The 13,421-nt window shown below is 42.7% G+C and carries 11 protein-coding genes; 1 reads left to right on the top strand and 10 read right to left on the bottom strand.

Going from position 1 to position 13,421, the window contains the following annotated elements; genetic code table 11:
- Positions 1-132 precede the first annotated feature (132 nt).
- The 10 genes from GT641_RS00395 to GT641_RS00350 form a co-directional block, all read right to left on the bottom strand.
- Positions 133-429, bottom strand: a complete 297-nt coding sequence (locus GT641_RS00395; RefSeq protein ID WP_008401299.1) for a hypothetical protein — start codon at positions 427-429, stop codon at positions 133-135.
- 96 nt (positions 430-525) lie between these two features.
- A complete protein-coding gene (locus GT641_RS00390) occupies positions 526-2,871 on the bottom strand; it encodes a UvrD-helicase domain-containing protein (RefSeq protein WP_161116549.1) in 2,346 nt (781 codons plus the stop codon).
- Between the two features lie 15 nt (positions 2,872-2,886).
- Positions 2,887-3,873 carry an SPFH domain-containing protein gene (locus GT641_RS00385; RefSeq protein WP_008401297.1) on the bottom strand — a complete coding sequence of 329 codons (987 nt, stop codon included), beginning with the start codon at positions 3,871-3,873 and terminating at the stop codon, positions 2,887-2,889.
- A 10-nt stretch (positions 3,874-3,883) separates the two neighbouring features.
- Positions 3,884-4,564: a PspA/IM30 family protein gene (locus GT641_RS00380; protein WP_008401296.1), complete on the bottom strand. Its 681-nt coding sequence runs from the start codon at positions 4,562-4,564 to the stop codon at positions 3,884-3,886.
- Positions 4,565-4,710: 146 nt separating this feature from the next.
- Positions 4,711-5,667 carry a hypothetical protein gene (locus tag GT641_RS00375; protein WP_008401295.1) on the bottom strand — a complete coding sequence of 319 codons (957 nt, stop codon included), beginning with the start codon at positions 5,665-5,667 and terminating at the stop codon, positions 4,711-4,713.
- Positions 5,668-5,707: 40 nt separating this feature from the next.
- Complete coding sequence (locus tag GT641_RS00370) at positions 5,708-6,388, bottom strand: gamma-glutamyl-gamma-aminobutyrate hydrolase family protein (RefSeq protein WP_021943991.1); 681 nt, start codon at positions 6,386-6,388, stop codon at positions 5,708-5,710.
- Between the two features lie 4 nt (positions 6,389-6,392).
- A complete protein-coding gene (locus GT641_RS00365; RefSeq protein ID WP_161116548.1) occupies positions 6,393-8,801 on the bottom strand; it encodes a PEP-utilizing enzyme in 2,409 nt (802 codons plus the stop codon).
- Between the two features lie 178 nt (positions 8,802-8,979).
- Complete coding sequence (locus GT641_RS00360) at positions 8,980-9,522, bottom strand: nitroreductase family protein (RefSeq protein ID WP_008401292.1); 543 nt, start codon at positions 9,520-9,522, stop codon at positions 8,980-8,982.
- 107 nt (positions 9,523-9,629) lie between these two features.
- Positions 9,630-10,715, bottom strand: a complete 1,086-nt coding sequence (locus GT641_RS00355; protein WP_161116547.1) for an N-acetylmuramoyl-L-alanine amidase — start codon at positions 10,713-10,715, stop codon at positions 9,630-9,632.
- 58 nt (positions 10,716-10,773) lie between these two features.
- A complete protein-coding gene (locus GT641_RS00350) occupies positions 10,774-12,153 on the bottom strand; it encodes a M18 family aminopeptidase (RefSeq protein WP_119962929.1) in 1,380 nt (459 codons plus the stop codon).
- 134 nt (positions 12,154-12,287) lie between these two features.
- Between GT641_RS00350 and GT641_RS00345 the strand changes: the two genes are divergently transcribed.
- Complete coding sequence (locus tag GT641_RS00345; protein WP_119962928.1) at positions 12,288-13,382, top strand: prephenate dehydrogenase; 1,095 nt, start codon at positions 12,288-12,290, stop codon at positions 13,380-13,382.
- Positions 13,383-13,421: the final 39 nt, after the last annotated feature.

Below are 13,421 nucleotides of genomic sequence, written 5' to 3'. Positions count from 1 at the left end.
TTCACTACACAAAATTTCTCGCTGTAAACATTTAATACCTAACAAAAAAGAACCGTCTGAATCAGATTTTAAATACTAATTCAAATGGTTCTTTTTAATTCGTTAATTTTTGTTGATTCTGTCTGAGTGATCTTACTCAGCGTCTGCTACAGGCTCTGCTGCCGGTGCTTCTGCTGTCTCGGCAGGCTGCTCTGCCGGAGTCTCTTCCTCGTCGTCATCGTCATCATCGAAGAAGTCATCATCAAAATCATCGTCAAAATCATCATCAAAATCATCAAGAAAATCAGGTGTCAGGTATGAATATACTGCATATGCGATACCTGCGATTGCTGCTACAGCACCGATGATTGCAAGGATTACAAATACAACACCTTTTGCCTTTTCTTCTGTTGGTTCACTTTTTACTAAGATTACATCATTATTTTTCATTGTAAACTACCACCCTTTCATTTAGTTTCTGTATGCCGTCATTATAGCATACTCTTTTTTCTATTTCTATATTATCTTGGAATTATTATAATTTCTTTATTCTTCCAGGCGCTTTAATTTTGCAAAGGAAGCAAACATTTTTCTTGTACCGCCACGATCAAAGTCTACTGTCACTTCATAATCTCTGCCGCCCTTTACAAGCTGCGTTACAGTACCGTTTCCAAATTTCATATGACGCACCCGGTCACCTTCTCCATAGTCAAGAACCAGCTCCCGGTTCACGGTAAATTCTTTGCCAAATGATGGTTTGGTCGATGGTGTTATACTGATTGGCTCTTTCTTTGCCTTACTGTAACTGCTGTATGGATTCGATGAAGAATATCCGGAACCCGTCTGCGACGATCCTCCATGATATGAACCTTTTCCATATCCAGACTGCCCGCTGCTACCATACCTATTTCCGGTATATCCGGTGTCTGCAAACTGCCGTTCTTCCATCCGTTTTACATGCCTTGTAATATCACCGGAATCCTGGAACAGCAGCGGCGGAATCTCTTTAATAAATCTGGAGATGTCATTGCAGTTTCTACTTCCATGCAGCATACGGTTTCTTGCACAGGACAGATATAGCTTCTTCATCGCTCTTGTAATTCCTACATAGCAAAGTCTGCGTTCTTCTTCCAGCGCATCTTCATCATCCGAATTGATCGCCATCGCACTTGGGAAGATTCGCTCTTCCATACCACATAAGAATACATATGGAAACTCCAGTCCCTTTGAACCATGGATCGTCATTAATTTGACCATATTATCATCATCAGACATTTTATCGGTCTCCGAAACCAGCGCGATATCCTCTAGAAAATCTGCCAGTGTTGCTTCCTCATAATCGGTTTCAAACTGAACCACACGGTTTCTTAACTCATCGATATTCTCAAGTCTCGCCATCGATTCATCCGTGTGCTCCGCGATCAGTTCATCTTCATATCCGGTATCCTCCAGAATACGGTCAAATAATGTACTGAGTGGTTCCTGCTCCTCTATTATCTCCCGGAATCCGTCGATCAATTCCACAAAGCCGGAAATTTTTGCAACCGAACGCTGTAATCCCGGAATCTGCTCTATGATCTGCATGGCTTCCATCAGTGTCATATCATTTGCAGCAGCAAATGCTGCCACCTTATCAACGGTAGCATCACCGATTCCACGCTTTGGTACATTGATGATTCGTCTAAGATAGGTATCGTCTGTAGAGTTATTTACAACCTTCAGATATGCCATTACATCTTTAATTTCTTTTCGTTCATAGAAATTCTGACCACCGTAGACCCGATGCGGGATTCCTCGCATAACCAGCTTCTCACCAAGGATACGAGACTGTGCATTCGTACGATATAGCAAAGCAATGTCTTTATACTGTACACCGTTCGCTGTCAGACGGATGATCTCATTTACGACGCGATCAGCCTCCATGTATTCATCCTCACTCTGATTAAATACAAGCTTCTCGCCATCTCCCTGATCTGTCCAGAGGGCTTTATCCTTTCTTCCTTCGTTATGCTTGATCACCGCATTTGCAGCCGCCAGAATATTCCCACAGGAACGATAATTCTGTTCCAGCTTCACAACCTTTGCATCCGGATATTCCTTTTCAAAATTCAGGATGTTCGTAATATTCGCACCACGGAATTTGTAGATTGACTGGTCATCATCGCCAACGACGCAAAGGTTTCTATATTTGGATGCAAGTTGCTTTACCATCAGAAACTGTATGTGGTTCGTATCCTGATACTCGTCCACCATGATATAACGGAATCTGTCCTGATATAATTCCAGTACATCCGGGTTATGTTCAAACAACTCAACCACCTTATAGATCAGATCATCAAAGTCAAATGCATTGAATTTACGGAGTCGCTTCATATACTCGGAATATACGGTTGCCGTCTGTGTCTTCACAAAATCTGTCGCATTCATCTTCGCATACTGATCCGGTGAAATATACCGTTCCTTTGCATTTGATATCTCTGCCATGAACATCTTCTCCGGATACTTCTTTGGATCGATCTTCAGTTCCTTCAGAATGTTCTTAACCGCAGATTTCTGGTCATCCGAATCATAGATATTAAAATTTGTTGCATAACCGAGCCTGTCTGAAAATCGTCGCAGAATCCGTACACATAACGAATGAAAGGTGCTGACCCATACTCGTTCAGCACCCTCTCCAACAATGTTATTTACTCTGTCTCTCATTTCGGCTGCGGCTTTATTTGTAAATGTTATCGCAAGGATATTATATGGATTCACTCCGATCTCATCCATCAGATACGCTACCCGGTGGGTGATCACTCTGGTCTTTCCCGATCCGGCACCTGCCAGTATCAGAAGCGGTCCATCGACATGTCTGCATGCCAGATCCTGCATGTCATTTAATCCAGCCATCGCTTTTGTACTCCTTTATATCAGCTTTGTTCCACAGTTACCACAGAACTTTGCTCCATTTGTAGGGGTTCCGCAGTTCGGGCAGAACTTAGGAGCCGTACCGTTTCCGGTTGGAGCTGCCTGCTGATTCATCTGTCCGTTCATGTTGTTCTGCAGATTACCGGTCATCTGATTTGCCATCATCATACCCATCTGCATTCCCATCATACCACTGGCAACATCTGCCATATTGGTTCCGCCTTTTCCATTGGAATTTGCAAGTGCATCTACCATCTTCACCTGCTGGAACCGGCCCATATCACCAAGCATCGTATACTCAGCAGCCTGATCTGCACGTTTTGATATATTCTCAGGATATGTAAATTCGCTGATTCTGAAATCTGTCATGGTCAGACCGATCTTGATCAGTTCCATATCCAGATCTTCTAAAATACCCTTTGCAATATCGGTGGCATTTGCCATCAGATTGAATACATCACCGCCGGTCTTTGTAATCCATTTGATCAACAGTCCATCTAAGATTCCCTTAATACGATCCCTGACATCATCCACTGTAAAGATTGCCTTTACTCCGGCGATTCTCTCGATCAATACATTGTAATCATCGATCTTGAATGAGAATTTACCATTTGATCGTACAGGAAGTCCGCCCGGAAGTCCCGGTGCCTGTAAACGGATCGGGGAACTGGTTCCCCAGTTACAGGTAAACTCTTTCGTATTGATGAACAGAACCTCTGCCCGAAGTCCTGAGTTGAAACCAAACTTAAATCCCTTTAATGTAGAAAGGAATGGAATGATATCCGAATCAATCGTATAACTTCCTGATTCTGTGAAGATACCTTCTACCGCACCGTTATACAGGAAGATCGCATCCTGTCCCGGTTTAATGATAAGTCTGGAATCTTTCTTTATCTCTCGATTTGTCCATTTCCAGAAGAGCAGGTCATCTCTGTATTCTTCCCACTCAACTACATTGGCAAACTGATTTGAAAATAATCCCATCTGTTTCCTCCTATGAAAGTCCCATCTTTGCCTTTAATGCTGCAAGTTCATCTGAAACTGCCGATGATGGTTCTGCATCGTATTTACTCATCAGATCATCTGTCTCATCCTTGCCGCTGGCATTTAATTCTGCCATTGCATTTGCCTTGTCAAGCATTGCATCAGCCTTTGCTTCCATTCTGTCAAATGCTGAGATCGTTCCGGCTGTATCCGTTACGCTTCCCATCATCTTATTCATCTTCTCCTGAGTCTTTGCAACCTGAACCTTAGCCTTGATCGCATCTTTTCTTGCATTCAGATCCATGATATCCTTTGTCAGCTTATCATGCATCTCTTTCATCTTAGCTGCATTTCCTGCTGCCATATCATAAGACTGCTGTAAAGAAGTTCTCTTGGTCGATAACTGATTCTTCTTCTCTAAGAACTTCATGGCATCTGCTTCGTTTCCTGCAAGAAGTGCCTTCTCTGCATAGCTCTGCATCTTGGCAATATCTGCATCACAGTCATCCAATGCACGTTTGCATCTGGTCTCATCTGCCATAACGGTTGCTGTCTCTGATTTTACGTTTCTAAGATCTTCCTGTAAGTCTCTGAGATACTGGTCGATCATCTTCTCCGGATCCTCTGCCTTATCAAGCATAGCGTTGATGTTTGCTGACATAATGTCTTTGAATCTTTTTAAAATCCCCATAAATAATTACCTCCTATATATATTTACACTTTATGGTTTCTTGTTTTTCGTGCTCACAAACTCATAATATCATAACAGGCGTACGCTTCGCAACGCTTGAATCATGAATTAAATGTAAAGTATCACGCTTCTGTTCTTAAGCGGTTTTAAAGTTCATTGTCAAGGTTCTTATGGATGTTTCCACCGATCCTGAACTCCGGAATCTTCTTAGGAGCCCCTTCTGCTGCCTTTCCCGCAACCCCTGCATCCGTAATTGATTCCTCTAACGGCACAGGTGTCCGATCCTCAAATAATGACTTTTTCTTTTCTTCCTTTAATTCATCTGCAATCTCAAATGCTGAATCCACAACCTCATCGTGTAGAATATCATCATGAAGCTTCACCGGCTGTCTGGATGGTTTTACCTTGATCGGATCTTCCTTCTTATCTTCAAAGTCAAATTCCCACTGAACCATCTCATTTTCTTCTGCCTGCTTCTTCTGTTCTTCTTCCTCAAACCGGTTCTTCTCGTAATACAATTCATTTGCAAGAAGCTGGCTGATCTCTAAGATATCGGCATAACGTTCCTGCTTCTTCATATCCAGCAGTCCATCCATCAGCTCACGCTTATTCTGCTCGATGACATCAGATTTCTGTCTGAGAGAATCCAATACACGATCGGTTTCCTCACTGATCATATTATATGCCTGTCGTACCGATTCATTGATCTCCATAAGCATCTCATTCGTATAAATGATTGATGCCGCATAGATCTCATTTGCTGTCCGAAGTGCCATCTTATCTTTCTTATTCAGATCCTTTACCTGTCTCTGGACATAGAGTGGATTCGGCTTGCTCATACGAATCCGGCTTGCGGATTCTTCTGCCTCTACGATGATGTCCTCGGCTTCTTTATTCGCATCCTTTATGATCTTGCCACGCTTATCCGTAATCTCATGATACGCTTTTAATTCTATATCTATCGTCTTTTTCAGATCTTCTATCATTTCCAGCATTTCTTCTTTATTTACAAGAACCTTCCCTGCTGCAAATGGAACATTCTGTCCGTCCTCGATCAATACCTGCATCTTATCAAGCAGTTGTTTTGCTTTTCCTTTTTCCATGTCTATTACTTCCTCCAACTATGGCTTTATAGGATTTTATTTATAGATCCGGTTTCTTATCATCTCTTGGAATACCTAAAAAATCCTGGATCAGATGTCTGCTGAAAAGCCTTCCTTCTTCACTTTCAAAATACCGCTCCGGATGCCACTGAAATGCAAGAATACTCATGGTTGGTGACACAAATGCCTCAACCGATCCATTTTCTTCATCTACAACCAACGGATAAAACATTGTTGAAAGGTTTTCCAGATATACACAATCACTGTGAAAATTATTTATCTTTATATATCGATCCGAATTACAGATTTTTGCCATATGGTCAACACCTCGCGGTCTTGGCACTACAAACGGTGCAGAATAAGATATCTTTCCTCCAAATAATGCATTCAGATGCTGCATGCCCCTGCATACTCCAATGATCGGTATCTCATTCTCCACACAGTACATAATGAGCCGTTCCTCCATCACATCCCGATGTGGTTGCAGCTCTGCCTTATGCGGTTCTACATAATATTTCGGGTGAAGCGTACCGCCACCCGTTACGATCAGTACGTCAATCGGATCTTCAAATAAGGCTTCAAAATCTCTGGTGAAATTTGACACCGGATGAAGTCTTATTCCCATGCTTTCATAAAATTCCGTATAGGCAGCTTCCAGAACATCCGTGGATTTTCCATACATATTCTGACCTTCGCGTTGTGTTATCAGTGCGTGAAGCATACGCCTATTCCTCCTTCAGTATCTTTCCATTTTTACAATCAAGTGTCAGTTTGTCAAGTCCTGTTACATAATTATAAATAACGTCGCCACATCCAATAGCCGCCGGAATATTGAATTCCGCACATCGGATTGCCATATGCGATGCGACACCACCATACTTCGTAATAAAGCCCCGGATTCCTTTTGCAAATATCCAGTCATATCCGGGATCTGCTTTCGGGATCACTACGATCTTATCTGCAACATCAACCGCTCCGGCATCCTCGCGCTTTGATTCCTCATCCTCCAATACGACAACTGCTCCGGCAACGATCTCCGAAGTGATGAAATTCGGTCTAGCCTCTACCATCTCGATATATTCTAACTGCTGCTTATTGCAGATCACATCCGGCAGAATCATATCGGAAGCATCTGTATATGCCCTACGGTTCTCTGCGATCACCTGTTCCCATATCCTTCGGATCTCCGTTTCTGGTTTATGATACACTGCAATTATATCATCTACTGTGAGATATGCCATATCTTCTTTTGAAAAATTCAACATTTCTCCAATATTGATCAGAATATCGATCGCCAGACTTAAGGATTTCGTAAATTCAAATTTAAAATATTCCCGTTCTTCCATGGAATCCTTTAAGAATTCCACAAATTTCTTTGCATCAACACCAAAGCCGATATCGGAAAGTGCCTGTTCTACCTTCTCCGGATCTAATGGCGTATGCTTTAACCGCTCAATTCTCTGTCTCTGCTTCTTTGCTGTCTCGCTTGCCTTGGAGCTGTCAAAATCCCGTTCCTCATATGTCTCACAGGTGATATCGTAAGTGCCGGAACGAAGATGCCCGTATTTCTCATCAAATGCAGCTCTGGTAATCCGCCCTTCTGCAAAATCCTGAAAATCCGAATCGTACTCCGATGCTACTGTGTAGATTGACATCATAAAGTCATCAATCTCACGGCTCGTAAAATATCCCTTTGCACTAAGCGACCTGCAAAGAGCCTTTGAGATAAATGCAAGTCTTGCCTGTCTTGCAAATTTCGGCGTTCCGTACTGTTTGATACTCTCGATCAATTCTATAAAATAACGGATGGAAGTATTCACATCCTTTGCTGCCATCAGCCAGTTATTCCTGATATTTTCCCGATGCACCTTCAGTCCGTTTAAGGAACGGATATCCTGCATCCGGTTCTGCCTGAAATTACAGATTGCACGATCCGTCAGACGAAACAGGCTATTTGACAAATCCTGAATCTCGCCTTTCGTGAATTCATATTCTAATAATTCCTGCAACCGATCCTCCGTTGTAAAATCATAATTGGAAAATACGATTTCAAATTCTATTTTATCATGTGCCGTTATATCCGATAATATCTTCCGGTCATAAAATGCCAAAAGTTTTTTCACCATGTCCTCATCTAAATCCGCAGGCATCAGACACAGAAATGACTTCCGCAATGATATATATGGTTTATTTCCGACCTTGTACATCAGATCTCCGTCTACCACACGATATCCGATCGTGGTAAGTCCCTGATTCCAGGCAGCCTTCGTTATGATCTCTCTGTAAAGGGAGAAATCAAGCGGATGCGGATTCACTCCTATGATCTCAGCCGGATTCCAGAATGCCATATCGGATAAAATTGCCTGTTTCTCATACAACAGATCACTGAGCTTTTGATACTGCTGTTTTGTCTTGTTTATCAATTCTCCAAATATACGATCATTCTTTACTCTGTCTTCTTTGTAGTCAGACGGCTTTTCCAGTTTCTTAATACAGGCCGCAAGCGGACGCACCTGAAAGATCGTAACTGTCAGATCTGCTCCAACTGCAAATTCCACATCGAGTGGATACTCCGGAAAGATGTCTTCTAATTCCCTCATGGCTGTGATCAGAACACCCCAGCGCTCCGGGAGAGATGAACTCTCTGCTGTCCTTGCAATATAGATCGTCTTTCCTCCGCTTCCACTGGTTACCGCATCGGTCGAATCTTCATCATATGAGATTGCATAATACAATCTTCCTGATTTGATCTCTCTGGAGAAGATAACTCCGCTGCTGATGATAGATTTCGTCTGCGTCTGGATCAAAACCTGTTCATTCCTGATATCTGGTAGATCTTTTTTATAAGAATCAAATACTGTCTCAACCGCATGACATACAGCATCGCGATCATCAGCGTCGACATCCAATATACTGTCATAATGACCCGCATTTGATGTCTCGGAGGAATCTTCATTGGAACAGGAGCTTCGAACAACGATCGTCTGTCCTTTAAACTGTGATTGAATATCGGCAAGGATCTGTTTCCGGTTCTCACCATACATTTCCCCGGTTACGATCATAAGGTCTTCTATTCTCGATTTTGTTATTCTGTTTTTCAAATAATCTAATGTATCTGCTTTTGTCAAAACCATGAAAAAATCACCTTCTACAACAAAACTGCACCTTAGCAGACCATATCATCTATACTAAAGTGCAGTATATTTTTTCTCTTTCGAGACATTATTCATTTTGTGGGCTGTTCTGTCAGACCTTCGATTCTTCAAAATCCGCCCTCTGTCAATATTCATTACACAATGGATAAAACAGTTCTTATTGGATCGTTAATAGATCGTCAACTGATTTTCTTGGCGGCATCTCCGGTGCAAATACCGGATATCCCATTGCGATAACAGTGGCAACTGTCTGTCCTTCCGGCACACCTACGATCTCTCCAACTTTCTTATCATCAAATACTCCAAGGATAACCGTTCCGATTCCCTTCTCATGTGCTGCAAGACAGAATGTCTGGGCTGCGATACCGGCATCGAACATCTCCCACCCAGCACCCTTGCTTGTACTGAAGCTTCCATCTCTCTCATATCCACAGATACCGTTCTTCTGTGTTACAACCATCAACTGATGTGCTCTGGAAACTGTCTTCTCATTTAATGCGAATCCCATTACACCCTCTTCTGCGATCTTCTTGATCTTCTCCGGATCAGAAACACTGATGTAACGAATTGTCTGTGTATTCTTCCAGGATGGTGAATAGGATGCGAGTTCTACTAACTCACGGATCACTTCATCCGGAATGATATCCTCTTTGAATTTTCTTACCGATCTTCTTGTCTTAATACATTCTAATGCTTCCATGTCTTGTCCTCCTGTATTTTTATAAATATCTTTTGTATCTTCTTACATATATCGCAAGTATAACTCACTCAATGTCTTCGAAAAATCATCTCATTATCTGTTACAGATCACTCACCTGCAAAATATGCATCTATACCATCTGCAATTCCTTTTGCAAGCAGATTCTGATAATCTGATGTTACAAGCTTCTGGTCTTCTTCTGAATTTGTCATATAACCGATCTCAACGATCGTAACCGGAACCTTACACCAGTTAATTCCACTCATGGAATCTGTCTCCCATACACCTTCGCTGTTTGCCCCTGTTGCTGCTGCCATTCCGCTTAATACATCGGCAGACAACCGTTTACAGGAATCATAGATATCTGCATTGTATGGATTATCCTTAGTCTGGCATACTGTCATAACACCGCTCGCATTTGTATCTGTAGAACCATTTGCATGAATTCTTATAAATGCATCTGCCTTATCACTGTTTGCAAGTTCTGCTCTTGCAGCGTTACTGATATCGACATCATTGGATGTACGGATCATCTTCACAGTATAGCCTCTTGCCTCTAATGCACTCTGAAGCTTTAACGCTACCTCAAGATTCAGTTCATATTCCTCTGTACCAGTTGTAACACCTGTATTACCGGCTGAGACTTTTGCTTTCTTATCTTCCGCACCGGGACCTACCGGCTCTGTATCAGTATTCGGCGTTGCCTGATGACCTGCATCAATACAGATCAGCTTGCCTTCGCCAACATTGCTTGTCTCCTGTGTTGATTCTTCTGTGCTGCTGCCATCACCACTGGATGCTGCTCCTTCTGCCTTTACAAATTCCGAATAAACATAATAGGTCTCACCCTTGATCGATACCTTGCTCCACTCATCGTTATAACCGATCCGGTCAAGCTCTACACCATCTGCAAGCTGCATCGCAGGATCTCCGTCTGTCGATGGTGCTGTTCTGACATTTACATAATCAGTCGTCGTCACCTTGTCATTTACGATCGTGAATCCTTCTTCATCCACCTGTGCTTCCGTCGTCGCTTCTGTTGTATCCTCTGTGGATGCTACATCTTCAGAAGCTTCTGTTGAACTCTCGGTGGTCGTCTTTTTTCCTGCATCCTTTTTCCCACAGGCTGCAAGTACAAATGCTGAAAGAATGATCATCATACATATAAGTATTGTTCTGTAAACCTTCTTCATAAGTAACCTCCGTCTATATTTCTATATACCTAATGTCTATTATCGCATAAATATGGCTCTATTTCAACCAAAAAGCGATAAGCAGCCGTTTCATTGACTCATAGTCTGACAAATGTGCCATTTCACATGCTGAATGCATAGCGAGTACCGGCATTCCCATATCGACTGCCTTTACCGGAAGATAGGATGAAACGATCGGACCCAGCGTGGTTCCACCCGGCATTCCTGTCTTATTGACCGTACGCTGAAACGGAATCCCTTCATCCTCACAGAGCACCTGAATCACTGCAGCAGCCTCGCTGTCTGTCACATATCGCTGAGACGCGCTGCTCTTTAAGACAACCCCATTTCCAAGCAGTACCCGGTTGACCGGATCGGATTTCTCCTGATAATTCGGATGTGTTCCATGTGCCACATCAAGAGAGATCAAAAATATCTCCGGAAGCAGCTCCTGTATGGTACGGCTCTCTCCGCTGTCTTTTAAGATACGTTCCGTTATCATCCGAAGCAGTCCGGAATCTGCTCCCTGTTTGGACAAACTTCCGATCTCCTCGTTATCGAAGAATACTCCGATGTCGAGATTCATATCAGATCCATCTGCTTCCGATATTTTTTCATCTGCCAATGCAGCTTCTGTTCCCTTACCTTTTTCTTCTTTCCACTTGTTTCCGGTTTGCACCAAAGATTCCAAAATCGCACTAACGGAAGATACATTATCAATTCTCGGTGATGTAAATACGCCACTGTCTCCGATCATTTGGCAGGAATCGCAATTATATAAATACAGATCATAGTCTAATATGTCCGCCTTATCGATCTGAAGCTTTTCTGCAACCTCATCTAAAAAGCTATGCGGTTCATCCTTCTTCCAAAGCCCAAATACCGGGATCAGTTCTTTCTGCGGATCTAATTTTGTCTCTGCGTCTCCACGTTTCAGATGTGGCGCAAGACTCGGTATGATCGCAACCGGCTTCTCGGAATCATATAATCGTACCTCCGGATGAAATGCATCGCTGCCTTTTACCACTACCTTGCCGGCAAGTCCCAGTGGGCGGTCAAACCATGTCTTCATTAACAATCCGCCATATGTCTCTATATTCAACATATGATAACCGCCTTTTTCCATATCGGCTGACGGCTTTAACTTCAGCATTGGAAAATCCGTATGACTGGTTGCTATCCGGATATGCTGCAGCTGCTTCGGCAGATGAAATGCGATCATAACAGAACTGTATGGTCTGACATAATAATCTGCTCCTGCCTGAAGCTGCCATTTGTCCTTTAACTTAAGCTCGGAAAATCCGTGTTCTTTCAGATATTCCTCTACGTGCTTTACAACATGGAATTGGGTGATTCCTTTTTCTAACATATATTTTAACAAGCCTGTCTGTTCCGGCTTTTCTGATATGAGATCAACTTCTGTTTTTCTTTCTTCCATATGCTCTGTTCTCCTGTCTTTTTACTTTGTTTTCTATTGTACACCTTTTTAGTTTTTCTTGCTATTTTGATTTTATGTGTATATAATGTTGTTACACGCTTTAACGCGTTAAACCTCAAAAAGGAGAAACAGCTATGAATGCATTTAAAATTGGTTTTATCGGTCTTGGGCTGATCGGTGGATCGGTGGCAAAATCTATTCACCGTATTTTCCCAAACTATACGATCATCGGCTATGATGTCAACACTGTAACCTTAAAAGAAGCGCAGGCGGATGGCACCTTAGATCATTATACAACAAATATCAGCGACATCGCAGACTGTGATTATGTCTTTCTGTGTGCGCCGGTTCATTATAATATAGAATATCTGAAAACTTTAAAACCACTGATCTCTGATTCCTGTATCCTGTCTGATGTCGGCAGTGTCAAATCCGACATCTACGATGCTGTTAAGGAACTGGGACTTGGTTCTCATTTTATCGGCGGTCATCCAATGGTCGGATCCGAGCGCTCCGGCTACGATGCAGCAACCGACCGTCTGATCGAGAATGCTTATTATTTCATCACCCCATCTCCGGACGCTCCGACAGACCGCGTGGAGGAATTCATGACATTTATCGGTGACCTGGGTGCTATCCCGATCCGATATTCCCCGGATGAACACGATAAGATCACTTCCTATATCAGTCATGTACCGCATGTGATCGCCGCATCTCTGGTCAATCTGGTACGGCATGCCGATTCCCCGGACGGAATCTTTAAATCTCTGGCAGCCGGAGGTTTTAAAGATATCACACGAATCGCATCCTCAAACCCGGTAGTCTGGGAGCACATTCTACTCAGCAATCCGAAGAACATCGTGAATGGATTGAAGGAATATATTGAGCTTCTAAATAAAATGATTTATGATATTGAAAGAAATGACGCAAAAGACATCAATGCTTTCTTTGAGTCATCCAGAGAATATCGGGATTCAATCCCGAACAATACAAGCGGTGTTATCCGTATGCAGTATGAACTCTTTGTCGATATCCCGGATGAACCGGGCGCTCTGGCAAAGGTTACGGTACTGCTCGCTGATGCAGGCATCAATCTGAAGAACTTCGGTATCTCCCATAATCGTGAAGACGAGGAAGGCGTTCTACGTTTATCCTTCTACGATACGGATGCATGCCGGAAAGCATTTGACCTTCTTGCAGATGCCGGATACCGTTTATATAACAGATGAGACTACATAAAAAGGAAATGGACGATATAGCGTCCAGAC

The organism is Clostridium sp. BIOML-A1 (genome assembly GCF_009874105.1).
Classification (GTDB): domain Bacteria; phylum Bacillota; class Clostridia; order Lachnospirales; family Lachnospiraceae; genus Coprococcus.
Note: the sequence above shows the minus strand (reverse complement) of the source record. Positions and strands in the feature narration are given on the sequence as shown.

What these genes read in the sequence shown, in the direction of transcription:
- GT641_RS00395 (WP_008401299.1), bottom strand. Translation starts at nt 429, where the DNA reads ATGAAAAATAATGATGTAATCTTAGTAAAAAGTGAACCAACAGAAGAA.
- GT641_RS00390 (WP_161116549.1), bottom strand. Translation starts at nt 2,871, where the DNA reads ATGGCTGGATTAAATGACATGCAGGATCTGGCATGCAGACATGTCGAT.
- GT641_RS00385 (WP_008401297.1), bottom strand. Translation starts at nt 3,873, where the DNA reads ATGGGATTATTTTCAAATCAGTTTGCCAATGTAGTTGAGTGGGAAGAA.
- GT641_RS00380 (WP_008401296.1), bottom strand. Translation starts at nt 4,564, where the DNA reads ATGGGGATTTTAAAAAGATTCAAAGACATTATGTCAGCAAACATCAAC.
- GT641_RS00375 (WP_008401295.1), bottom strand. Translation starts at nt 5,667, where the DNA reads ATGGAAAAAGGAAAAGCAAAACAACTGCTTGATAAGATGCAGGTATTG.
- GT641_RS00370 (WP_021943991.1), bottom strand. Translation starts at nt 6,388, where the DNA reads ATGCTTCACGCACTGATAACACAACGCGAAGGTCAGAATATGTATGGA.
- GT641_RS00365 (WP_161116548.1), bottom strand. Translation starts at nt 8,801, where the DNA reads ATGGTTTTGACAAAAGCAGATACATTAGATTATTTGAAAAACAGAATA.
- GT641_RS00360 (WP_008401292.1), bottom strand. Translation starts at nt 9,522, where the DNA reads ATGGAAGCATTAGAATGTATTAAGACAAGAAGATCGGTAAGAAAATTC.
- GT641_RS00355 (WP_161116547.1), bottom strand. Translation starts at nt 10,715, where the DNA reads ATGAAGAAGGTTTACAGAACAATACTTATATGTATGATGATCATTCTT.
- GT641_RS00350 (WP_119962929.1), bottom strand. Translation starts at nt 12,153, where the DNA reads ATGGAAGAAAGAAAAACAGAAGTTGATCTCATATCAGAAAAGCCGGAA.
- GT641_RS00345 (WP_119962928.1), top strand. Translation starts at nt 12,288, where the DNA reads ATGAATGCATTTAAAATTGGTTTTATCGGTCTTGGGCTGATCGGTGGA.